The 22677-nt window shown below is 73.3% G+C and carries 24 protein-coding genes and 1 pseudogene; 16 read left to right on the top strand and 9 right to left on the bottom strand.

The features are described from left to right. Nucleotides 1-42: 42 nt before the first annotated feature. The 3 genes from ACFV18_RS27350 to ACFV18_RS27360 all read right to left on the bottom strand — a co-directional run bounded on the left by ACFV18_RS27350 (nt 43) and on the right by ACFV18_RS27360 (nt 2198). Nucleotides 43-771 carry a VIT family protein gene (locus ACFV18_RS27350; protein WP_380487625.1) on the bottom strand — a complete coding sequence of 243 codons (729 nt, stop codon included), beginning with the start codon at nt 769-771 and terminating at the stop codon, nt 43-45. Nucleotides 772-877: 106 nt separating this feature from the next. Continuing rightward, nucleotides 878-1525 carry a Clp protease N-terminal domain-containing protein gene (locus tag ACFV18_RS27355; RefSeq protein ID WP_380487628.1) on the bottom strand — a complete coding sequence of 216 codons (648 nt, stop codon included), beginning with the start codon at nt 1523-1525 and terminating at the stop codon, nt 878-880. A gap of 94 nt (nt 1526-1619) precedes the next feature. Then, on the bottom strand, nt 1620-2198 hold the full coding sequence (locus tag ACFV18_RS27360) for an EF-hand domain-containing protein (RefSeq protein ID WP_380487631.1): 579 nt from the start codon (nt 2196-2198) through the stop codon (nt 1620-1622). A gap of 138 nt (nt 2199-2336) precedes the next feature. Here ACFV18_RS27360 and ACFV18_RS27365 point away from each other — a divergent pair, with 138 nt between their 5' ends. Both ACFV18_RS27365 and ACFV18_RS27370 read left to right on the top strand, forming a co-directional pair. Further along, a complete protein-coding gene (locus ACFV18_RS27365; RefSeq protein ID WP_380487633.1) occupies nt 2337-2792 on the top strand; it encodes a MarR family winged helix-turn-helix transcriptional regulator in 456 nt (151 codons plus the stop codon). Between the two features lie 79 nt (nt 2793-2871). Beyond that, nucleotides 2872-3930, top strand: a complete 1059-nt coding sequence (locus ACFV18_RS27370; protein ID WP_380487635.1) for a protein kinase family protein — start codon at nt 2872-2874, stop codon at nt 3928-3930. A 7-nt stretch (nt 3931-3937) separates the two neighbouring features. On the opposite strand, the gene ACFV18_RS27375 is transcribed toward ACFV18_RS27370, so the two are convergent. Beyond that, the gene (locus tag ACFV18_RS27375) at nt 3938-4615 is read right to left on the bottom strand and encodes a transglycosylase SLT domain-containing protein (protein ID WP_380487636.1); all 678 of its coding nucleotides are present in this window, start codon (nt 4613-4615) and stop codon (nt 3938-3940) included. 789 nt (nt 4616-5404) lie between these two features. Between ACFV18_RS27375 and ACFV18_RS27380 the strand changes: the two genes are divergently transcribed. Next, entirely contained in the window at nt 5405-5767 is a 363-nt protein-coding gene (locus ACFV18_RS27380; RefSeq protein ID WP_380487638.1) for a DUF6542 domain-containing protein, read from the top strand. Beyond that, complete coding sequence (locus ACFV18_RS27385; RefSeq protein WP_380487640.1) at nt 5760-7340, top strand: LCP family protein; 1581 nt, start codon at nt 5760-5762, stop codon at nt 7338-7340. The genes ACFV18_RS27380 and ACFV18_RS27385 overlap by 8 nt, the downstream gene beginning before the upstream one ends. Nucleotides 7341-7418: 78 nt before the next feature. Here the strand turns inward: ACFV18_RS27385 and ACFV18_RS27390 are convergent, their stop codons facing one another. Both ACFV18_RS27390 and ACFV18_RS27395 read right to left on the bottom strand, forming a co-directional pair. Next, nucleotides 7419-8351, bottom strand: coding sequence for a M56 family metallopeptidase (locus ACFV18_RS27390; RefSeq protein WP_380487641.1), 933 nt, complete (start codon nt 8349-8351; stop codon nt 7419-7421). 3 nt (nt 8352-8354) lie between these two features. Then, nucleotides 8355-8804, bottom strand: a complete 450-nt coding sequence (locus ACFV18_RS27395) for a BlaI/MecI/CopY family transcriptional regulator (protein ID WP_380487643.1) — start codon at nt 8802-8804, stop codon at nt 8355-8357. A gap of 199 nt (nt 8805-9003) precedes the next feature. Between ACFV18_RS27395 and ACFV18_RS27400 the strand changes: the two genes are divergently transcribed. From ACFV18_RS27400 to ACFV18_RS27440, 9 genes and pseudogenes are all read left to right on the top strand, one after another. Further along, nucleotides 9004-10074 carry a glycoside hydrolase domain-containing protein gene (locus ACFV18_RS27400; protein WP_380487645.1) on the top strand — a complete coding sequence of 357 codons (1071 nt, stop codon included), beginning with the start codon at nt 9004-9006 and terminating at the stop codon, nt 10072-10074. 81 nt (nt 10075-10155) lie between these two features. Continuing rightward, the gene (locus ACFV18_RS27405; RefSeq protein ID WP_380487647.1) at nt 10156-10857 is read left to right on the top strand and encodes a hypothetical protein; all 702 of its coding nucleotides are present in this window, start codon (nt 10156-10158) and stop codon (nt 10855-10857) included. Between the two features lie 101 nt (nt 10858-10958). Further along, nucleotides 10959-11246: a hypothetical protein gene (locus ACFV18_RS27410; RefSeq protein WP_380487649.1), complete on the top strand. Its 288-nt coding sequence runs from the start codon at nt 10959-10961 to the stop codon at nt 11244-11246. Between the two features lie 144 nt (nt 11247-11390). Further along, entirely contained in the window at nt 11391-13148 is a 1758-nt protein-coding gene (locus tag ACFV18_RS27415; RefSeq protein ID WP_380487651.1) for a hypothetical protein, read from the top strand. Nucleotides 13149-13357: 209 nt separating this feature from the next. Further along, entirely contained in the window at nt 13358-13924 is a 567-nt protein-coding gene (locus tag ACFV18_RS27420) for a dihydrofolate reductase family protein (RefSeq protein ID WP_380487653.1), read from the top strand. A gap of 158 nt (nt 13925-14082) precedes the next feature. After that, nucleotides 14083-14376 (top strand): hypothetical protein, encoded by a 294-nt coding sequence (locus ACFV18_RS27425; RefSeq protein ID WP_380487655.1) that lies wholly within the window; start codon nt 14083-14085, stop codon nt 14374-14376. Between the two features lie 205 nt (nt 14377-14581). Then, nucleotides 14582-14743, top strand: coding sequence for a hypothetical protein (locus tag ACFV18_RS27430; protein WP_380487656.1), 162 nt, complete (start codon nt 14582-14584; stop codon nt 14741-14743). Then, the gene (locus tag ACFV18_RS27435) at nt 14740-15051 is read left to right on the top strand and encodes a hypothetical protein (RefSeq protein WP_380487658.1); all 312 of its coding nucleotides are present in this window, start codon (nt 14740-14742) and stop codon (nt 15049-15051) included. The genes ACFV18_RS27430 and ACFV18_RS27435 overlap by 4 nt, the downstream gene beginning before the upstream one ends. A 103-nt stretch (nt 15052-15154) precedes the next feature. Beyond that, nucleotides 15155-15412: pseudogene (locus ACFV18_RS27440) on the top strand (helix-turn-helix domain-containing protein); the annotation flags it as partial. 42 nt (nt 15413-15454) lie between these two features. Here the strand turns inward: ACFV18_RS27440 and ACFV18_RS27445 are convergent. Beyond that, nucleotides 15455-15880: an NTP pyrophosphohydrolase gene (locus tag ACFV18_RS27445; RefSeq protein WP_380487659.1), complete on the bottom strand. Its 426-nt coding sequence runs from the start codon at nt 15878-15880 to the stop codon at nt 15455-15457. Between the two features lie 168 nt (nt 15881-16048). On the opposite strand from ACFV18_RS27445, the gene ACFV18_RS27450 reads away from it, so the two are divergent. Next, entirely contained in the window at nt 16049-16846 is a 798-nt protein-coding gene (locus tag ACFV18_RS27450) for an MHYT domain-containing protein (protein ID WP_380487661.1), read from the top strand. 471 nt (nt 16847-17317) lie between these two features. Here ACFV18_RS27450 and ACFV18_RS27455 read toward each other — a convergent pair whose 3' ends face one another. Both ACFV18_RS27455 and ACFV18_RS27460 read right to left on the bottom strand, forming a co-directional pair. Continuing rightward, nucleotides 17318-18649 carry an MFS transporter gene (locus tag ACFV18_RS27455; RefSeq protein WP_380487663.1) on the bottom strand — a complete coding sequence of 444 codons (1332 nt, stop codon included), beginning with the start codon at nt 18647-18649 and terminating at the stop codon, nt 17318-17320. 268 nt (nt 18650-18917) lie between these two features. Then, a complete protein-coding gene (locus tag ACFV18_RS27460) occupies nt 18918-20684 on the bottom strand; it encodes an oleate hydratase (RefSeq protein ID WP_380487665.1) in 1767 nt (588 codons plus the stop codon). A 220-nt stretch (nt 20685-20904) separates the two neighbouring features. On the opposite strand from ACFV18_RS27460, the gene ACFV18_RS27465 reads away from it, so the two are divergent. Then, nucleotides 20905-21795 carry an NUDIX domain-containing protein gene (locus ACFV18_RS27465; RefSeq protein WP_380487667.1) on the top strand — a complete coding sequence of 297 codons (891 nt, stop codon included), beginning with the start codon at nt 20905-20907 and terminating at the stop codon, nt 21793-21795. A gap of 244 nt (nt 21796-22039) precedes the next feature. After that, nucleotides 22040-22621 carry a hypothetical protein gene (locus ACFV18_RS27470; RefSeq protein WP_380487669.1) on the top strand — a complete coding sequence of 194 codons (582 nt, stop codon included), beginning with the start codon at nt 22040-22042 and terminating at the stop codon, nt 22619-22621. Nucleotides 22622-22677: the final 56 nt, after the last annotated feature.

Genomic DNA, 22677 nt, shown 5'->3' on the forward strand with positions numbered 1-22677 from the left:
CGCGGCGCGGGTTCGACGACAGGCCCCGGCGTGCGCCGCGGCTCAGCCCGTGGACGCGCCCAGGATCGCACCGACCGCGTACGTCACGCCCATCGCGATGCCACCGCCCACCACGTTGCGCACCACCGCCCGGCGCGGGTCCGCGCCGCCGAGGCGGGCGCTCGCCCAGCCCGTCACCACCAGGGCCGCCAGCACCGCCACCACCGTGATCCACACCCGGTGCGTGGGCGGCGGCAGCACGATCGCCAGCAGCGGCAGCAGCGCACCCACCGTGAACGCCGCGAAGGACGCCCACGCGGCATGCCAGGGATTGGTCAACTCGTTCGGATCGATGCCGAGTTCGGCCTCCGCGTGAGCCGCGAGCGCATCGTGCGCGGTCAGCTGCACGGCCACCTGGTGCGCCAGCTCCGGCTCCAGGCCCTTCGCCTCGTACAGGCCCGTCAGCTCCGCCAGCTCCGCCTCCGGCGTGTGATGCAGCTCCCGCCGCTCCAGCGCCAGCGCCGCCTGCTCGGCATCCCGCTGGGTGCTCACCGACACGTACTCGCCCGCCGCCATCGACAGCGAACCCGCCAGCAGGCCCGCCAGGCCCGCCGTCAGCAATTCGCTGGAGCTGGCGTTCGCGCCCGCCACGCCCACCACCAGGCCCGCCGTCGACACCACGCCGTCGTTCGCGCCCAGCACCGCCGCCCGCAGCCAGTTCAACCGGCCGCCCAGGGCGGCATCGTGCGCCTCGTTGTGATCCACCGGGCCCTGCCCGTGAGAAGCCGTCATGCTCCCCAGTCTGCCCGTTCAGCGCTGCGCCGACCCGCAGCAACAACGCCGTGCGGGAGAACGCGTCGCCGCTGCCACGGGGCGCCGCTGCCACGGGGCGCCGGGGTCAGGCGGCGGCCAGGCGGCGGGTCAGCTCGCGGTACACCTGCCGGGTGGTCAGGCCCAGCGTGTGCAGGGCGGGCCGGCCGGGGCTCCGGGTGTCGTTCTGCAGGACGCTCAGCAGCAGCCGCTCCGTCAGCAGACCCGCCCCGGCCGACGGGTCGGTGATCCGCTCGTACACCTCCGCCGTGCCCAGGGCGAGTGGCGGGAAGTCGCCGGGCGGCACCGGGAACCGCCACCACGCGTGGCCCTCCCAGGCCTGCGCGATCGCCGACTCCAGCGCCTCCGGCGAGACCCCCAGCCCCGCGAGCACCGTCGGCGCCGCGTCGTCCACCGCCGTCAGCGCCAGCAGCAGGTGGCCGCTGTTGGTCTCGCGGTGGCCCAGCCGTTGGGCCCGCTGCCGCGCCTCGTCCAGCAGCGCGTCCGCCTGGTCCTCCGCCGCCCGCACCTCCTCGGAGTGGGCCTCGGCCGCCTCGGTCGCCTCAGCCGCCCCGGTCGGGTCCGCCGCCGCGAGGTAGTGCTCCACCAGACGGTGACCCAGCTCGGTCAACTCCCGTGCCAGGCGCTGCGCGTGCGCGATCCGATGCAGGTCCCCGGCGCCGGCCGTCTCGGCGTCGATCCGGGCCACCCACCCCGCGAGATCCAGATCTGTCATGACCGCCAGGCTGCCCGGAGCCCGCCGCCCGGTCAAATCGTCCGAAGGGTGGTCAACAGCGGTCCACCGCAGTGCCGTTGGGCCGCGCGTCGGATCAGAGCGTGGTCGGGTCGGGATTGCCCTGCGGACTGCCGGTCCACCAGTTCCCCGGCGCCTGCGGGTCGCGGCTGCTCCAGTACTCGACGATCGCGGTGACGAACTCCTCGGCCGACAGCGCGCCGTCACCGTCCCGGTCCAGGTGGGCGAACGCGGCGTCCGCGTCGATGCGCCGCAACTGCGGGAAGTGGCCGTGCTGGAAGGCGAAGAACTCGTCGGCGTCCAACTGCCCGTCGCCGTCCGCATCCGCGATCGCCAGGAACGCCCGGGCCAGCCCGCCGAGCACCGCCTCGGCCGCCGCCGGATCGTCCGCCAGCGCCAGCGTGGACTCCAGGAACTGCGCCCGCCCGATCGCGCCTGCCCCGGCGGGCAGCTGGGGCAGATGCACCTCGCGCCAGATCGCCAGGTACGCGTCCACGATCCGCTCCTCCTGGGGCGATCCGGCCGGGTGCCCGAGCGAACGTGCCACCGACCGGCCCATCAGGACGTGGTCCTGCCCGGTCAGCAGACCGTCGCCGTCCGCGTCGAGGTGGTCGAAACCGTGGCTGATCTTGGCGATGAGCAGGTCTTCGGACACTGATGACCCTCCGCTGGCAGGGAGTTGACGGTGAGTCAGTTTAGGGGAAGAGGCCAGCGCCGGGCTTGACCTCAAGCGCGCTTGAACTTCTAGGCTCGGGCGCACCGCAGTGATCGACGAGACCGGGAGGGTCCGGCCATGGAGTACACCCACAGCGACGCCGAACTGATCAAGCAGCCCATCGGCTACTGGAGTTGGGCGGCCTACAAGGCCGTCGTCACCCGCACCCGCGGCGCGCTGGCCGAACTCGGCCTCACCCAGCCGCAGTGGTGGGTGCTCGCCCAGCTGGCCAACCCCGACGGGCCGCGCCTCCGCACCGAGGTGACCGACCTGCTGCACGGCTACCTCGACGCCGGACGGGACGCCATGGAGGCCGAGATCGAGGTGACCGTCGAGCGCGGCTGGACCACCGAGTCCGACGGCCGGCTCGCCCTGACCCCCGAGGGCCGGGCGCAGTTCAGCAAAGCCGCCGCCCTCCAGGACGAACTGTGGGCGGAGCGCCACGCGGGCATCTCCGACGAGGTGTACCTGACCACGATCAAGGCCCTGCAGCGGTTCATCCACAACACCGGCGGCCAGGCCTGGCACCACTGACCGGCCGTCCTCCGCTGAAGTGCGGCACCCTCCGGCGGTAGGCTCGGGCGGACGGGGGTGCCGGACGAGGGAGTTGTCGATGCGTCACGCCGAGGAGCCGACGACCGACGCGCGGATCAGGACGTACGGGACGGCCGCCACCGCGCTCGCCCTGCTCGGCGACCGGCAGCTGGGCGACCTGCTCGCCGCCGCAGGCGCGTGGGCGCCCAGCGGTTCCGGGATCGGCGGGCGGGCCGGCACGCTGGAGATCGACGGGGTCCCGGTGTTCGTCAAACGGGTGCCGCTCACCGACCTGGAACTGGAGGCCCGCAACGTCCGCAGCACCGCCAATCTCTTCGAGCTGCCCGGGTTCTACCAGTACGGGATCGGCTCCGCCGGCTTCGGCACCTGGCGCGAACTCGCCGCGCACACCCTCACCACCCACTGGGTGCTCGACCGTGCCGAGGAGAGCTTCCCGCTGATGTACCACTGGCGGGTTCTGCCCGACACCCCGCCCGCCGGTTTCATGGACGAGTTCGGCGGACTCGACGGGGCCGTCACCCACTGGGACGGGCACCCGGCCGTGCGCAGGCGGCTGGAGGCCCTCGCCGGCGCCACCCACAGCCTGGTGCTGTTCCTCGAACACTTCCCGCACACCCTCGCCGACTGGCTGCACCACCACCCCGACCACACCGGCATCCCGCACCACTGGGCAGCCGGTGAACTCGCCCGCGGCACGCGGTTCATGAACGAACGCGGCTTCCTGCACTTCGACGCGCACTTCAAGAACGTGCTCACCGACGGCCACCTGATCGCCTTCGCCGACTTCGGCCTCGCCCTCAGCACCCGCTTCGACCTCACCCCCGCCGAGCGCCGCTTCCTCGCCGACCACCGCGGCTACGACCGCCACTACACCGCCGGCCACCTGCTCCAGTACCACCTGGTGGACCGCTACCGCGGCGACACCGACCGCACCGACTTCCTGCGCGACTGGCTCGCCGGACACCGCCCCACCACCGTGCCCCAACCCGCCGCCGCCCTGCTCGACCGGCACGCCCCGACCGCCGTGGTGCTGGACGACTTCCACCGCCGCGTGCTGAGGGAGAGCAAACTGACGCCCTACCCGCTCGCCGAACTGGAACAGGCGGCCGGTATCTGAGGCATCCTCAAGAAGCAATCGCCGCAGCCGACTTGTCCCAGTTGTCGTGCAGCCGGTCCAGGTACGACCGGGCCTCCGGGCCCGGGTGCGCGCCGCGCGCGAACGCCAGCATGTTGCCCGCACCCGTGTTGTAGCCGAGCGCCATCAACTCGTTGCGGTTGTACGACGCCGACCACTTCGCGGGCAGCTGCGCCCCCAGGTCGTGCAGGTGCCAGGCGGCCGCCCGCACCGCCAGCGCCGGGTCGTCCGGCAGGTCCTCCCACGGCCGGTCGGCGAACGGGCGGCCCTTGCTGCACTCTTCATACGCGGCGCGGTGCATGTTGGCGACGCCGAACGAGGCCTCCGGCTTCATCTTCTGCCAGGCCCGCTCGACGTCCGGCCCGTGCGGCTTGTACGACTCGTTGAACAGGATCGCCATCAGCAGCTGCGGATCCACCCCTGCCTCGTCGGCGTACTTGCGCACCTCCGGGGCGAACCGCGGCGGCGCGTAGTCGGCCGAACTGCGCGGCGTGGAGGAAGGACTGGGCGCCCCCGGGGCCGAGGCGCCGGTCGAGCCGCTCGCCGAGGCCGCGGGCGGGGTGGCGGCGGATGTGGACGCGGAGTCGTCGCCGCGCTCGTACAGCCAGATGGCGAGGACCGCCAGGGCCAGTACCGCCCACGGCCATTTCGCGCCGCGCTCCGCCACTGCCGGGCCTCCTTCTGTTCGGATCCGCGGCCCGGCCGGCGGTCCGTCGCCGGCCGGCGGCCGTGTCCTGCCGACGGCCTGCCGCGTTCTGCCAGGTGTCGCCCGCGACGGGCGGCCCGCCGCGACGACCTGTGGGTGAGCTTACGTACCCGGAACGGATTTGTATGCTTCGCTCCAACCTCTACATGCGTGTAGAGGAACCGGGCGGCGTCCGGTGCGCGTCTGTCAGACCGGACCGGTCGAACGTCGCGCCGACGACGTGGCAGTGGACAAGGGGTGACGATGACGGGGCGAAGGCCAGCGGGCTCGCGCAGCGGAACGCCGCTGCGGCGGGACGAGTACGGGCAGCAGGCGGCCGCGCCGACCCCCGAACCGAACGAGCGCCCCGTGCCGGGTCAGCGCGCCGGAAGGCAGCGGGAAAGCGCTTACCGTCCGCCCCGGCGGGAGCCGGAAAGCGCTTACCGCGCACCCCGGGGTGAACCGGAAAGCGCTTACCGTTCGCCGAGACGGGAACGGGAAAGCGCTTACCGCGCACCTCGGCGGGAATCGGAAAGCGCTTACCGCCCGCCCCGGCAGGAACCGGAAAGCGCTTACCGCGCGCCTCGGCAGGAACCGGAAAGCGCTTACCGCCCGCCCCGGCAGGACCCGGAAAACGCTTACCGCCCGGACGGCGGGCAGCGGGCCCCGGAACAGCGACGGCGAGCGGAGCAGCAGCGCCCGGCCGCCGGGCGGGTGCCGGCCGCGCGGCGGTCCGACCGTCGCCGGCCGGCGGCCGCGGCGTCGAACCGGATGCCCGCGGTGCTGCCGGCGCTCGGCCTGCCCGTGCTCGGGGCGCTGGCCGACGAACTGTTCGGCGCCGGACTCGGCTGGCTGTACGCGACGTGCGCGGTGCTGGGCGCGGCGATGGCCGCACTGGTCGCGACCCGGCGCGGCTGGTGGTGGATCGTCAGCGGCGCGCCGGTCGTCACGCTGACGGTGGCCTGCGCCGTCGACTACCTGGCGCGCGGCGACCAGTACCGGGGCGCCGGGCTCGCCACCCAGGGCCTGAAGCTGGTCAGCGGCCAGTTCTGGCCGATGACCGCCGCCCTGGCCGCGGCGCTGCTGGCCGTCGCCGTCCGCACCCGCCGCACCCGGAAGGCTCACCATGGCTGAGCAGCGCAGCACCCGGCGGACCGGCATCCGCGCGTCCCGCACCGCCCCGCTGGTGATCGCCGGCCGCACCGTCGCCTGCGGCGTCTCGCTGGCCGTGCTCTCCGTCAGCGGCTTCGCCTGGTACACCGTCAACAACCTGAACGGCGTCACGCGTTCGCACGCACTCGACGAGGCGAAGAAGAACGCCCCCAAGCACCTCGACAAGTCCATCAACCTCCTGCTGATCGGCCTGGACAGCCGAAAGGACATGGACGGCAACGACCTGCCCAAGGAGTTCGTCCAGGACGAACTGCACGCCGGATCCAGCGAGATCGGCGGCTACAACACCAACTCGCTGATCGTGCTGCACATCCCGCCCAGCGGAAAGGTGCAGGCGGTGTCCATCCCACGCGACGACTGGGTGCAGACGTACGGCGCGGACGGCAAGATGCACAAGGTCAAGGAGGCGTACGGGTACGCCAAGGAGGCCGCCGAGCAGAAGCTGCGCGCCAAGGGCGTCAAGGGCGCGGACCTGGAGCACCAGAGCCGGGAAGCCGGGCGTTCGGCCACCATCCAGACCGTGCAGAAGCTGCTCGACATCCCGATCGACCACTTCGCCGAGGTCAACCTGCTCGGCTTCTACGACATCGCCAAGGCGCTCCAGCCGATCACCGTCTGCCTGAACAAGCCCGTCAACGACCCGATCGTCTCCCGGGTCACCGACAGCAAGGGCAACGTGGTCCGGCCCGGCGGCGGCACCGGCCTGCAACTGCCCGCCGGAGAGAGCCAGTTGGACGCCGCCCAGGCGCTGTCCTTCGTCCGCCAGCGGCACAACCTCACCAACGGCGACCTCGACCGCACCCACCGCCAGCAGGCCTTCATCGCCTCCGTCGAGTACAAGCTCAAGCAGCAGGGCGTGATGGACGACCTGGGCAAGATGCAGGCGCTGCTCGACGTGGTCAAGAAGGACGTGGTCATAGACGACGACTGGCAGATCCTCGACTTCGCCCAGCAGGCGCCCAACCTCACCGGCGGAAACGTCGAGTTCAACACCCTGCCGATCGACAAGTTCGCCAACATCGGCGGCCAGGAGGTCAACCAGGTCGACCCGGCCAAGCTGCGGCGCATCGTCAAGCAGCTGTTCGGCCAGGCCACCGACCCCGCGCCCGCCGCCGGCAGCGGCGCACCCCCCGCCGGCAGCGGCGCGCCCAGCGCCGCGCCGCCCGCCGACGCCGCCAACACCACCGTGGACGTCGTCAACGGCTCGCCGGTCGGCGGCGCGGCGGGGGACGAGTCCAAGGCGCTGGTCGCGCTCGGCTATCGGGCCGGGAAGGTCACCACCGCCGACACCAAACCCAAGACCACCACCGTCAAGTACGGCGCCGGGGCCAAGGACGCCGCCGAACAGATCGCCGCCCGCTACGGCGCCACCGCCACCGCCGGGACGGGCATCGCCGCCGGCCACGTCCAACTCACCCTCGGCACCGACTACACCGCCCCCGGCACAAGCGGAGCACCCGCCGCCGACCCCGGCGCGACGCTCCAGATGCAGGGCCCGCCGGTCAAGGCCGGGGGAGTGCCCTGCGTGGACTGACAGCCCCGGCAACCCGACCGGAACGAGGAACGGCCCCCGCCAAGCGGCGGGGGCCGTCGCGTCGGTCAACGACAGGTGCTACCAGGGAGTGGCGGCCTTCACCAACAGGAGCAGGGCCACCGCCGCGTTCAGCGCGAAGACCGCCGAGGCGGCCGTTCCCGCCGCCGCGACCATCGCCGCCAGACCGGCCGGACTGGCCGGCGGCGGCCAGGACAGGCCGAGCGCCGGGCTGAGCAGCGCCGTCACCCGGCGGGGAACCGGACCCGGGGCAGCAAAGGCCGCGAACGACGGGGACGGCCCGGCGGAACGGGTGACCAGCGCCGCCCGGGCCACCGCGCGGGCGGTCAGCCGCCGGTCACCCACCGAACCCGCGGCCTCCTCGTCCGCCCACCGCTCCGTCGCATAGCTGATCGCCTTCTGCAACGGCCGCAGGAACGGATTCACACAACTCGCCAACTGCGCCGCCAACAGGAAACGGTGGTGACGGTTCGCCAGATGCGAGCGCTCGTGCGCCAACAGCGCCCGCTGCTCGTCCGCGTCCAGCGAGTCCATCATCGCCGTCGAGACCACCACCCGGCCCGGCACCCCCGGCACCGCGTAGGCGTACGGCTCCGCGTCCGGCAGCACCACCAGATCCGAATCCAGCGGCATCGGCGCCAGCGCCCGCTGGGCACGCGCCCGGATCCGCAGATGGCGGCGCAGCGAACGCGAGCACGCCGTCAACACCGTCACCAGACCGATCACCGCGGCCGTACCCACCTCCTCGTGGAACGGCACCGCCGTACGGATCTCCGGGTCCGACCAGCTGTCGGGCAGTGGGTTGCCCGGAATCTGCGCGGTGCCCACCACGAACAGCAGCCCCAGCGCCAGCGTGCTGCACACCGCCATCGACACGCCGATCCAGCTCAGCAGCCGCACCGCGTTGCGCGGGTGCAGATGGTGCTCGGCCAGCCGCGCGATCGGCCACGACGTCAAAGGCAGCACCAGCGGAAGGAAGACGAAGAAGCCCATCGATCACCGCCCGCTGCCCGGGCCCGCGCCGTCCTGCGGCGGGTCCGTCGCGTTCAGCAGCGAGCGCAGCAACTGCTCGTCCTGCGGCGTCAACGCCGTCACGAAACTCGCCAGCACCGCGTCCCGGTCCGGCTCGGTGTCCAGCAGCCGGCGCATCCGCCGGGCCGTCAGCCCCGCCGCGTCCGCCGCCGCCGACCACACGTACGCCCGACCCGCCCGGCTGCGCACCACCGCCTGCTTCGCCAGCAGCCGCGACAGGATCGTCATCACCGTGGTGTACGCCAACTCGCCGCCCAGCTGCTCCTGCACCCAGGACGCCGTCACCGGCCCCGGCGCGCCGTGCAGCACCGTCAGCACCTCGGTCGCCAGCTCGCCCTGCCCGCGACGCCGACGGCCGCCCTCCTCGCCGTCACCGGACTCGCCGCTCTCCGGATCGAGGCCCGCCAACTCCATCGGAGACTCCCTCCGCCGCGGCCGCCCCGCGCTCGACTAGGACTGTTCACCCCACATCCTAGGCGCCGCCCGGTTCCGCCCGGGGTTGGGAAAGGATTGGGAAAGCGTTTACCGGCCACCCGTTAGGGTGTGCGCCACCCGCGGTGATCGTTTCCCGCCGCGCCCCCACCCTCCACCCCGTTCCACCTGGAGAGATCCCGTGTCGCACCGCCGCGCCCGCACCACACCCCGCCGCCCCCGGGGCCGCCGCGCCGTCCTGCTCTCCGCCGCCACCGTGCTGGTGATCGGCAGCGGGGTCGCCGCCCTCGCCGCCACCACCAAGGACCACCCCGCCCCGCACGCCGCCGAACCCGCCGCGAGCGCCCCCACCGGCACCGACGCCACGCCCGCGCCCGGTGACAGCGCCTCCGCCTCCCCATCGGCATCCGCGTCCGGCCCGGCGTCCCCCTCGGCCTCCGCCTCCGCGGCGCCCTCCGGATCCGCCCCGGCTGCCGCTTCCGCGAGCACCCCCGCGCCCGCCGGCAACGCCGCACCCGCCGCCAAGCCCGGCACCACACCCTCGACCTTCACCGGCCTCGCCTTCGACACCTGCACCGCACCCCCACTCGCCACCATGAACGCCTGGCACGGCACCTCCCCGTACGGCGCCGCCGCCGTCTACATCGGCGGCAAGAACCGCGGCTGCGCCCAGCCCCAGCTCACCGCCGGCTGGGTCAGCTCCGTCAACGCCACCGGCTGGAAACTCGTCCCGCTGTACGTCGGCGCGCAGCCCCCGTGCCAGACCGGCAGCAGCCCCGAGAAGATCACCGCCGACACCGCCACCACGCTCGGCACCAGCGACGGCAACGACGCCGTCGCCAAGGCCGCCGCCCTCGGCATGCGCGCCGGCAGCACCCTCTACCTCGACGTCGAGGCCTACAACACCGCCGACACCGGCTGCGCCGACGCCGTCCTCGCCTACACCCGGTCCTGGAACCGCGCCGTGCACAACTCCGGCTACTGGGCCGGGTTCTACGGCTTCGCCTCGTCCAGCGCCGCCGGCATCGCGCAGGCCGCCGGCACGAACGCCCCCGACCTGCCGGACGCCCTCTGGTACGCCCGCTACGACGGCGCCGCCGACACCACCGGCAGCTTCCCGTTCGCCGCCGGCCTCTACGCCGGCCACCGCCGCGCCCACCAGTACCAGGTCAACCAGAAGGAGAGCTACGGCGGCGCCGCCCTCACCGTGGACCGCAACGCCTGGGACGCCCCCGTCGCCGTCGTCGGCTGAACCCTGAGAAGCCCACGGGAAAGGCGAGTTGACGGTGCGTCGGGCCCCGTGGACCACCGTCCCCGTATGCACAGTGACCCCATGGACCCCCGCCTGCCCGCGATGGACAGCACCGCCGGACGCCGACGCCGCCGAAGCCCTGGTCGAGCAGTACGAGAGCGTGAGCCTCGCGGAGGTCCACCGCGAGGTGCTCCATCCGTTCCCGGCCGGGCCCGCCACCGTGCTCGACGGGAGCCGGCAGCGGACGGGACGCCGCCGCCCTCACCGCCGCCGGCCACCGCGTCACCGCGTCGCCGCGTCACCGCCGCCGGCCACCGCGTCACCGCCGTCGAACCCACCGCCCCGATCCGCGCACTCGGGCGGGCCCGGCACGTCCAGCACCCCATCGACCGGCTCGACGACGCCATCCCGCACCTGCCCCGCCGCACCGCCCGCGCCGACCGCTACGACCTGATCCTGCTCACCGCCGTCCGGATGCACCTGGACGCGGAGCAGCGCCCCACCGCCATGGCCACCCTGGCCCGCCTGCTCGCCGGCGACGGCCGGATCGTCCCCTCGCTGCGCCACGGCCCCGTCCCGCCCGGCCGCCGGATGTTCCCGCTCGACGCGCCCGAGACCCTCGCCCGCACCAACAAGCCGGTGCCGCTGCACCTCGCCCACCGCGATGACCCGCACGCCAGGGCGGGCGTCAGCCGGACGTACCTCGCGCCGCACGCCGACAGGCCGTCAAGTCCGCACGCCGGGGCGCGGGGCCTGGACGGGGACGAGGTGAGCAGGTCGTAAGGTGGAGACGCCCGGCGCCCGGCGGGTCGGCCGCGCGGCGTCGGCACCCATCAACGGCACGGCCCCGACGGCCGAGCACCGAGGGAAGGACGACCTGCGCCATGGCAGCTGACATCCGGGTGGAGCCCCTGGGGGACCGCGAGTACCTGGTCCGGGTCGAGGAGGGGGCGGCCCAGGCCGCCACCCGGATCCGGGTCACCGACACCGTGCTCGACCGGACCGGACTCCCCGAGGCCGACGAGGGCCAGGTGGTGCACGAGACCGTGGCGTTCCTGATCGAGCGCCAGCCCGTCATCGACATTCCCCCGATGATCGACCTGGACGACCTCGCCGACGCCTACGGCGACAGCTACCTGAAGGAGCTGGAGCGCCGCCTCGGCGGCCGCTGACCAGCGGCAGGACGGTCGGCGGCCGGCAGCGGAGGCCCGTTTTCGACGGATATCCGACGAAGCGTCGGAAAATGGTTCGACAGGGGGCGGCCGGGCTGGCAGGCTGCGGGCCATGAGCCACCGAATCGAGTCCCACGTCACCTGGTGAGCGCCCCCGGCCGCCGCCCGCCGACCGCCCTGTACGACCACGCCCGCCTGACACTCAGCGCCGCCGTCCCACCCCGGGGCGGCCACGCCCTGCCCGGCCCCGTGGCCGACCACGACCGGTCGCGGCTCGCCATGGACGAGGTCGTCCTTGCCGTCCGCACCGCCCTCACCCCGTTGCCGGACGACGCCACCACCGTTCACCACCGCCTCGCCGGGCTCCGGTCGGCGACTCGTCACCTGCGCGCCATCGTGACGGCCGTCGACCAGCTGGCTCTCGACGACGCGATGGCCGCCCGCGAGCTGGGGCGGCAACTTGTGCGCACCGCCACCAGCGTGCCCACCGCCGCCGTCGGCATCGCCCTGCTCGGCCGCCTCGGCGAGCCGGCGGACGTGCCGGACGTGCTCGCGCTCGGCACTCTCCGCCCGCTCGCAGCCCCGGCCGTCCACGCCCTCGACCGGCTCGACCGCCCCACCGCCGCCGTCCTCTCGCTCGCCCTCCGCGCCCACCCGGAAGACCTCCGGCCCCTGGTCGACGCCCTCTGGACGGGCGACTGCGGCGCCGTCCGCCCCGCCCTCTGCGCCCTGCCCACCACCCTCCCGCTCTCCGCGAGCACCGCCCGCGAGATCACCGAGGCCTCCCGCCTGCCCGAACTGCTCGACCGCCACCCCGCCGACACCGAACTGCTCGCCGTCGCCGCGCACCTGCTGGTCCGCCTCGCCCACTCGCACGACGACCCCACCGAACTGCTCACTCACCCCGACGCACGGCGCCTCTACGAAACCGTCATCGCCCGCGCCGCCCAACTGCCGCCCACCCTCGACACCGCCGCCACCCTGCTCTCGCTCGCCCTCGACCTGTCCAGCGGCACCGCCGTCCTGCTCGACTGGCCACCCGGCCGACGCGGCGAACTGCTCGCCGCACTCGACGCGTTGACCGCCGCGACCCGTCACGTCGCCTACCGCCGCGAGCGCGAGCGGCTACGGCGGCGGCGCGCCGGATGGATCCGCCGTACCGGCCGCGGCCCGTTCGAGCACCCCGCCACCCCCGAGCCGATCCGGATCGAGGTGGTGGCCACCGACCCGGTCGAACGGCTCCGCCTGGAGACCCGGGTGCTCATCGACGGCCGCCCGATCGTCCCCACCCTGTTCCGCGACGGCCCCGCGCTCACCCCGGAACTGCTGCTCGACGAGGGCCGGCTGCACGCCCGGGCGGAGCCGCACGAGGTCCAACTCGCCGAAGCCACCTGCGCCGGAGGCTGCTGCGGCGAGCTCTTCGTCACCGTGCGACGGGACGGCGAGCACGTGCTCTGGGAGAACTGGCGCCGCACCCTGAACGGCCGCGCGCCCTTCGACCCGCCGGCCCGCCGCTTCGACGCCGCGGCCTACGACGCCGCGATCGCCCGGGCGGAGGCCGACCCGCGCTGGAGGTGGCACGCCCGCGAGCTGGCCCGGCTGATCAAGGCCGCCCTGATCGAACAACCCGACCTGCTGCGCCGCTGGGGCGCCGAACGCGGCTGGATCGGCACCAGCCCCGACGCGCCCGACACCGTCGAGCTCACCTTCTGGTCCCTCCCCGGCCAGGGCACCGGAAACCCCGGTCCGCCCGACCACCCCCGCCAGTTCTGCTGGACCCTCCAGGACGACGGCACCCCGCCCGAGTCCCAGGCCGCCACCGCCCTGCGGCGGCTGGCCGCGCAGGACCCGAAGCGCTACGCCAGGGTGATTGCCGGGAGCACAGAATCTCGCCGCTCGTGACCTGTCGATCCCGCGTGACCTGGGCGTTTCTTGGCCGCATTTCCTCGCCAGGACGAGTCCGGGCTCGGACGGCTTGCCCGTGCCGGCCGTGTGCACCACGCTGAGCCCGAGCACGAGGACCACCGGCGAGCCCGGAAAAGCGCACCGACGAATTTCCGCGCCGCGCCGGTGCAGGCGCCGGGTGACGCCCACGGACGGAAGGCTGGGCCATGCGGAAACTGATCTACGGCATGAACCTGACCCTGGACGGCTACATCGCCGCCGCCGGCGACGACATCGGCTGGAGCGGACCGCCGAGCCCCGAGCTGTTCCAGTGGTGGCTCGACCACGAGCGGGCCAGTGGCCTGTCGCTGTACGGGCGCAAGCTGTGGCAGACGATGAGCTCCTACTGGCCGACCGGCGATCAGCAGCCGGACGCCACCCCGGCGGAGATCGAGTTCGCGCGGAACTGGCGGGACACGCCGAAGGTGGTGTTCTCCTCGACGATCGACCAGGTCGACTGGAACACCCGCCTGGTCACCGGCGACGCGATCGCCGAGATCACCCGGCTCAAGGCCGAGGACGGCGACCCGATGAACATCGGCGGCGCGACGCTGGCCGGGGCGGCCATGCGGGCCGGACTGATCGACGAGTACGTGATCGCCGCCCACCCGGTCCTGGTGGGCGGCGGCACGCCGTTCTTCACCGCGCTGGACAGCTGGGTGAACCTGAACCTGCTGGAGACCCGGACGTTTCCCGGCGGCGTGGTCCTGACCAGGTACCAGACGAGGCGCTGAGCGGCTTCGCGCTGCCCCGGATCCGTGCTGGACGCGCCTGCCGCAACCGAGCTGACTGTCCGTCAAGCAGTCGGCCGACCGTTGTCGCGCCGGGGTGTCCGGCTCCGCCGGGATTGCGGGATTTGCGCAGGTAAGGGCAGGTCCCGCAGGCTCTACGCATGAGCACACCCGTGTACCGGGGCCCCGCCCTGCTGCTGGCCGACGGACTGGAGATTCCGGTCCAGGCCGACCTGACCGGAAACGTCCCCGAACTCGGCCTGCCCGGCTGGACCGGCATGCTGGAGAGTGCGGACACCCGGTTCAGCGCGGGCAGCGTCCGGTCCGGGCGGCTGCGACTGCCCGGCGGGTGGGAAGGCGGCTTCGCGGTGATGCGCCGGCTGCTCGGCGTCTCCACGGTGTGGGTCCGCGGCAACGACGTCGAGGCGTCCCCGGCGGACTGGCCGACTTCCTGACAGCGGGTCGGCGGTCGGCGGTCGGCGTGCGGTCGGAGGGCGGTCGGGGCGCGCGGGGCGGTCGGGGGCGCGCAGCCGATGCGGCCCGCGCGCGTCGTGCGCGGTGGGTGCGCGGCCGGTGAACCGCAATTCCGAGTGGTCCGGCGGCGAATCGCTGTCGCTCACCGGGGTCGGCACGCTACGGTCTGTGCCCTGGAGGTGGCTGATGACTGAGCAGCAGACCTGCCCGGGCTGCGCCGGGGCTCGCGGCACGGAGAAGACCGAACACACCGTGGAGACCGACGGACAGGGATGGCAGCAGCCCGTACGGCGCACCTTCTGGTCGCCGTGCACCGTGTGCGCGGGCTCGGGGGTGGTGCACCAGTGACGCTGGTCTTCGTCTGCCAGAGCTGCGGCTGCCACTACCTGGTGCCACCCGCCCTGCACTACCCGGACGGCGGCCGGGCCAGCGCGGTCTGGTGCTCGGTCTGCCAGCTCGCCGCGGCCCGCCGCGGCGCCACCGAACCCACCGAACTCGCCGCCGTCGCCGTCCTGCTGGCCGTCCGCGCCCTCAAAGCCGCCCTCGCCGCCCGCCCCACCCGCGACCAGCCCCGCCCCGACCGCCGCCCCACCCGCCCCACCCCCACCTCCCGGGGCCGCACCCGCCCCACCACCACCCGCACCCGCCTGGCCTGAGCCCCGCCCCGCAGCCGATCCTGCGCCAGCGCCGGACCAGGAAAGCCAAGGGGGCCCAGCCGGCGGCAGCGCGGGGCGGTGGCAGGCCGAACTCGCCGCAAAGGTCGGCCAGTCCCGGGCCGCGTTCGCCGCGCACTTCACCGCCGCCGTCGGCGAACCCCCGCTCGGCTGCCTCACCGGCCGGCGGACGACCCTCGCCGCCGACCAGCTGCGCGACACCGACCGCACCGCTGTCGCCGTCGCCCGCATCGGCGTCGCCCGCGAGGTCGGCTACGAGGACGCGTTCGCCTTCAGCACCGCCGTCAAACGCGCCCGCGGCGCGAGCCCCGCGCACCGGCGCCCCGCCCGGCGCACCGCCTGACAGCCGGTCACGCACCCGGCCGGCGCACCGCCTGACAGCCGGTCACGCACCCGGCCGGCGCACGGTGCGCGGGCCCAGGGGAGTGGCACCGAGGACGGTGACGCGCTCGCGCAGACCCCGGTCGGCGGTGACCACCAGGCAGCGGCGGGACGACTCCTCGGCGACCAGCTCGACGATCCGGTCGTCACCGCTGCCGGGAGCGGACTCCACCCGGACGCTGGGCACCGACTCCACCCCGCGGGCGGCACCCTCCACCACCAGGACGACCGTCAACGGGCCCGGCAGCTCCGGGAGTCCGGCATCGGCCACCGCCACCAGCGCGTCACGCAGCCGCCGCGCCGCGCCGCGCCGATCGCGCCACCACCCGTCCGGGACCGAGCCGACCACGTTCGCGCCGTCCACGATCAGCAGGGGCGGCAGCGGCGGCGGCCCCGCCGGGTTCTCGAGGTCGTCGATGTCGTTCTTCACGAGCGTCAAGCCTGCCACGCCGAGAGCTGATGGAGGAGTGGTACGGCACCCGAAAAGGCCGGGTGAACAGATTGTTGACGGTTGGTGCGGACCAGTAGCTACCAGGCGGTATTGTCTGTGCGGCAATCCCGCACGAGCATTTCGTTTTTCGATCGGACCCCCCCTCGCATGAATCACGGCACCATGGCCCACCTCGACGGTTTCCAGTACGGGTGGGTGAATCCGGTCGTCGCGTATGCCATCGCATGCGTGGGCGCGGCCATCGGACTGCGGTGCACGGCAAGGGCCATGACGCTGCCGCCGAAGAAGCGGGCCGGCTGGCTGGCGCTGGCAGCCGGCGCGTTCGGGTGCGGAATCTGGTCGATGCACTTCATCGCGATGCTCGGATTCATGGTGGACGCCTCCACCCTGGTGTACGACATTCCGCTGACGCTGCTGAGCCTGCTGGTCGCGGTGGTGGTGGTCGGCCTCGGCATCGGCTACGTCGGCTACCGGGGCAGCGGTACCGGCACCCTGCTGGTCAGCGGCGTACTGACGGGTTGTGGCGTCGCGGTGATGCACTACCTCGGCATGGCCGCGATGCAGGTCGAGGGCGAGGTCTCCTACGACACCCTGCTGGTCGTCGCCTCGGTCGCGATCGCGATCGCCGCCGCCACCGCCGCACTGTGGATGGCACTGCACATCAAGGGCCTGACGGCGGCGCTCGGCGCGGCCCTGATCGCCGGCATCGCCGTGGTCGCGATGCACTACACCGCGATGGCCGCCGTCACCGTCACCCTGGACGGCCGCGCCGGCGGCACCGGCGTCCCGGCCTCGCAGTTCGCCCTGCCGGTGGCCGTCGGCATCGTGGTGGTCCTCGCCGTGGCCGGCCTGGCAATCGCCTTCTCCCCGCAGGACCCCGCCCCCGGCACCGCCCCGGCCGCCGAACCGATCCGCGTAGACCTCTTCGGCCGCGAGCGCCCCTGAGACGCGCCCTCACAGGCAGGGTCGGGCTGCCCACCGACCTGACGGGGACGGTGGTGGAACCCAGTCCGAAGTCGTCGACGGCGCGGGCGACTTGGCGCTGCCGGATGCGACGGCGACGGCGGTCGGGCGGCCTGCGCCGAAGCGGCGCCGCGATGGTGGCGGTCACGCCCAGGGGCCGCCCTGCCTGTGCGAGTCCAGCGGAGGGGTGCGGCAGCCGGGCCGTTCGGAGGCGGAACAGGTGCGGGCCGCGAGGGGTTTTGCCGAGGATCCGCAGGGGATCCGGCGTGGCGGGTCAGGGCCTTCCAGCCCGCCCCCGCCGCCGGCCGGGGCTCGATCAGCCCCTCGGCCGCCAATGCGTGCAGAGCGGCCGCGACCGTGGCCCGGGCAAGTCCGTACGTCCCCGCGATGTCACTGTGTCCAAGTGGCGACAGGGCCCGGTGGTGGGCCGCTGGCTCGGGGCGGTGGTGGAACTCAGCCCGAAGTCGTCGACGGCGCGGGCGACTTGGCGCTGCCGGACGCGGTGGCGCCGGTGGCGCCGGCGGCGTGCAGGCGGGCCGTGGTGAAGTGGCGTTGGGCGTAGGCCGCGACGGTGGTGGCCGTGCCCAGGGCGAGCCAGCCGAGGGGGCCGGTGGAGAGGACGGCCCCGGTCAGGAGCAGGGGGCCGGCCGCCTTCTCGGTGGACTGGGCCATTCCGGCCACGCCGAGGTATTCGGGGCGGGCACGTTCCGGGGCCAGGGCCACCGAGAGCTCCCAGGACACCACCGAGCGGAGCAGTTCGGCGAAGGTCACCAGTACCGCCGCGGCCAGTAGCAGCGCCGAGGCGAGGACCGGACCGGTCCCGTGCGCCGCGGCCGCCGCCGCGCAGCAGCCGAGCACCGTGAATCCGTACATCGGCACCGCGCGCACCGCCTGGCGGGGTGTCCGGACGGCGGCCGAGACGCGGAGTTGGGCGGCCACGACCAGGACGGTGTTGATCGCCAGGAAGGCCGGGACGAGTGCGTGCGGGGCGTGGGTGGCGTGGATCAGCCACAGTGGCAGGCCGACGTTCAGGATCGCGTCGTCGATGGTCAGCGCGCAGTCCAGCGCGACGAACCGCAGGTAGCCGCCGTCCCGCCACGGGCTCGGCCGGGGCGTGCTGTCGGCGTCCGGCGCGGGTCGGGCGGACCCGGCGACCACCCGGCCCTCGTGCCGGGGCTCACGGATGCTCGCGACCAGGACGGCCGACAGCAGGAAGGAGAGGACGTCCGCGAGCAGCAGCGCCCGGTACGCGGCCGGGGTGCCGACCGCGAGGCCGATCGCGGCCAGGCCCGCGCCCGCCGCGTAGCCGGCGTTCATCGCCGTCCGGGACAGCGCCCGGTACACCGAACGCCGCTCGCCCGCCGCGTCGGTGGCGAACAGCATCTCCATCGCGCGCGCGGCCCGGTCACCCAGGGCGGTCAGCGCCACCAGGCCCAGCAGCGCGCCGAACGACGAGCAGAGCAGCACCGCCGCGAGCGCCACCGCCCGCAGCAGGTGGCACCCGATCAGCACCGGCCGGCTCCCGAGGTTCGCGGCCAGCCGCCCGGCGAGCGGTGAGCCGGCGATCCCGGCCACCGCGGCGACGCCGAGCAGCAGCCCGACCTGTCCGGCCGTCAGCCGCTCCACCTCGGTGAAGTACAGCACGCAGGCCGCCGCCCACACCCCCGAGCCGGTCCGGTCGGTGAACACCGTCAGCAGCATGGTCCGCCCCGCCGCGCCCCCGGGCGGGTTGCGCAACTGGGCCAGCAACCCCGTCCCGCTGCCGCCCCCGCGTCCCGTACCCATCGCCGCCACCCCGTTCGCGCTGTCGTTCGTCCGTGCCGGGAGCACTCTGCCCCAAAAGTCTCTCGATATCAAGATGCTTGATATCGAGATGGTGGGGCGCGGGGCTTGCCGCGCCCGGGCTCGGCCAGGTGGAGATCCGGCGGTGCGGCACCGACTTCCACCACCCCGGAGGACGAGGACATGGCGATGACGGCCGAGTTCACCACCGAGCAGACGCACGGGTGCCCCGGGCCGCCAGGGCCCGGGGCACCGCACGCGGGGGGAGTCCCTACTCGGGCAGCAGGTTGTACTCGCTGAGCAGCTCGCCGATCTCCGAGGTCTCCAGCCGCTTGTTCAGCCGCTTGCGCAGCACCTGCGGGCCGGGCAGCGCCACCGGCTTGCCGTCGCGCAGGCGGCTCGCCGCGTTCAGCAGCGACCGCACGTCGTACGTCGAGTTGAACACCTCGGGGATGCCGCGCTCCACGCCGAGCAGGCGGTACGCGGCCTCCATGCCGGTGCGCACCGAGTACTCGGTGGTGAAGATGCAGTCCCGGTCGCCGGCCTCCGCGAACTGGCCGATGAAGGCGAAGTTCACCGCGCCCGGGGGCACCACGTCCGGCCGGTCACCGGCGTGACGGGGCATGAAGAACGAGGTCACGTACGGCATCATCACCGGCACGCACTTGGCCGCCTCCGCCGCCAGCTTGTCGATCTGCTCCACCGGCACACCCAGGTGGTACAGCCATTCGCGGGTGATCTCCTCGCCCGTGCACTCCTGCATCGGCTTCTTCACGTAGTCGCCGGGCACGTCCACGAACAGCGAGTACAGCCACACCACGATCTGGTCCTTCGGCTGCTGCTTGAAGTGCGGCTGCCGGTTCACCGTCCAGCTCAGCAGCCAGGACGAGTCGCGGGCGGTGACGATGCCGCCGGTCACCACCCGGCCCGAGAACGGGTCGCGCTTGCAGACCTTCTGGATGTACTCGGGGATCCGGTGGTCCAGCGTGGTCACCGTCGCCGACTCCCACTTGGTCTGCGCGACGTGCGCGCCGAACACGTCCGGACGGCCGAAGTCCTCGTGCTTGGCCGCGATCCGCCGCCACAGGTCCCAGGCCGGCGCCGGGCCCTCGTTGAGCTTCGCCGGGGTGTGCTGGTCGCCGTTGTCGGAGTTCTCGGTCAGCGAGCCGATGGTGGTGAACAGCAGGTCGTCCGCGGTCAGTTCGATCCCGCCCGGCTCACCGCCGGAGATCCAGTGCAGCGCCGTCGCCTGCTTCCGGCCGTCCGCGAAGGCGAAGTCGACGTCGGTGACCTCGGTGTCGTACTGGAACACCACACCCTGGTCCGTCAGCCACTTCACCAGCGGCAGCACCAGCGACTCGTACTGGTTGTACTTGGTGAACTTCAGCGCCGAGAAGTCCGGCAGCCCGCCGATGTGGTGGACGAAACGGTGCAGGTAGAGCTTCATCTCCAGGGCCGAGTGCCACTGCTCGAAGGCGAACATGGTCCGCCAGTACAGCCAGAAGTTCGACGCCAGGAACTCCTCGCCGAACACCTCGTCGATCCGCTTGCCCTCCATCTCCTGACGCGTGGCCAGGAACACCTTCAGCAGGTCCCGCTGTGCCCGGTCGCCCAGCGCGAACAGGCCGTTGGTGCCGGCGTCACGGCCCTGCTGGTGGGTGACGCGCTGGAGGGAGAAGTTCGGGTCGTCCTTGTTCAGCCAGTAGAACTCGTCGAGGACGCTGGCCCCCTCGATCTCGATCGAGGGGACGGAGCGGAACAGGTCCCACAGGCACTCGAAGTGGTTCTCCATCTCACGGCCGCCGCGGACCACGAACCCGCGCTCCGGCTCCTTGATGCCGTCCAGTGCGCCGCCCGGAATCCTCTGCTGCTCCAGGATGGTGATCCGCTCGCCCGCCATCTGCCCGTCCCGGACCAGGAACGCCGCGCCCGCCAACGACGCCAGCCCCGAGCCCACGAACCACGCCCGCTTGCTGTCCACTCCCGCCGGCTTGCGGGGCCGGGCGAACGCCTCGTAGTTGCCGCTGCTGTAGTACATCGACGCAGTCCCTCCATCCGTTCCACGGACCGACCAAGATCGCCGGCCCCGGGTTCCACCCAACCCGTCCTTACATCCGGGCGCACGGCGGGTTGCGCTCATTGCGCCGGACGGGTGAATTTGGAGGCACCGAGGTTCCGGCGGACCTCGCACCGGGCACTGGCAGCCGCCGCAGCGCCGCCCAGGGCCGGAAACAGGCACACGTGGACAGGGGGACACCGTGACCGGACACCACGACCTCACCGAACCCATCGGCCAGTACCTGCGCCGGACCGCCCTCACCAGCAGCTACGGCGCCCTCTACTTCACCGACCGCAACGGCCACCCGTTCCACCTGCGCTCCGCCCAGCACCCCGACCGCTGGCAGCTGCCCGGCGGCGACACCCGACCCGGCGAAAGCCCTTGGCAGACCGCCCTGTTGAGAGCCCGTGAGCAGCTCGGACTCGACCCGGCCGGCGGGCGCCGACTGCTCGCCGTCCTGCACCACACCCCCACCACCGACCGGCCACTCGCCCGGACCGGCCACATCTTCGACGGCGGCACCCTCGACGACGACCAACTGCACCGCATCCGCCTCACCGCCGCACACACCGACTGGGCCGTTGACACCCTGTGGCGCTGGCGCAGCCGGATGCGACCCCAGGACCACCGCCGACTGATGCTCGTCGACCGCGCCCGCCGCGCCCGCACCACCCTGTACGCCGAAGACACCGACCCCGCCGCCGAAGCCTTCGAAGGCGTCCTCGTCCTGGTCACCACCCCCGGACGCGAGCGCGTGCTGCTCAACCTGCGCGACGACCACCCCGGCATCGCCTGGCCCGGCCACTGGGCCCCGATCGGCGGCTGGCGCGAAGGCCACGAGAGCGCCCACGACTGCGCCACCCGCGAGATCCGCGAAGAAGCCGGCATCACCGTCACCGCGCTGCGCCCGCTCGACGTGCCGCGCCACCCGCTGATCGCCGACACCACCGTCGTGCTGCACGCCGTCTACGACGGACCCGAAGGCGCCCTCGTCCTCGGCGAGGGCCAGGCCGTCCGGCTGGTGCCCCGGGAGGAGACACCCGCCCTGCGCACCCCGCCGTACCTGGCGCACTACCTGGCCCACCTCTGACGCTCCTGCACCTCTCGACGACCGGGCGCTGAGAGGTGTTCATCCCCGTGGTGTTCTCCATGCCCCGGACTCCTGGCACACCGTCACGGACCGCTCGGCCGCGGTCTCCTTGGCAGATCAGGGAGTTGACGGCATGCCAATGGTAAGTATCCGGACGTTTGGTGTGATTGGTGTGGCCGAGTGGATAGGCTTGCCGGCAGCACGGCCGGAGCGGCCGATTCACCGAGGGGGAATCCACACCGAAATGTCGTACCTGCGCACCTTCCTGCCCTGGATCGTCTTCGCGGTGATCCCGTCCGCCCAGTGGCAGTGGGCCGCCCTGGCCGGCCTGGTCGTCGCCGCGGCCGTCATCCTTCAGCAGCGCAGGGCCGGCGCCGCCTACGACGCGCTGATCATCGAGCTCGGCTCCGCGCTGTTCTTCGCGGTGCTCGCCGCGATCGCCTTCGCCGACCCGCACTCCGGCGTCCGCGCCTACTCGGCGACGCTCTCCTCCGCGTGCCTCGCCGTCATCGCCGGCACCTCGCTGCTGATCGGCAAGCCGTTCACGCTCGGCATCGCCAAGCGCAGCACCCCGCCCGAGATCTGGCCGCTCAAGCCGTTCATCCGGGTCAACGTGGTGATCACCTCGGTGTGGACCGCCGCGTTCGCGGTCACCGCCGTCGTCCTGGGCCTGCTCGCCCACGCGGGCCACGGCCACTCGCTCGCCTCCCTGCTGGTCCAGATCGCCGGCTTCGTCGTGCCGATGGTGTTCACCGTCCGCTATGTGGCCCTGGTGCAGTCCCGCCGGCCCGACGCCCCGTCGGGTCAGCCGCAGTCCGGCCGGTAGCCGAGGGCAGGCAGCAGCCGCGACCACCCGTCACGGGGGCGCGGGGCGCGCGACAC

Source organism: Kitasatospora sp. NPDC059673, from assembly GCF_042734215.1.
GTDB lineage: Bacteria > Actinomycetota > Actinomycetes > Streptomycetales > Streptomycetaceae > Kitasatospora.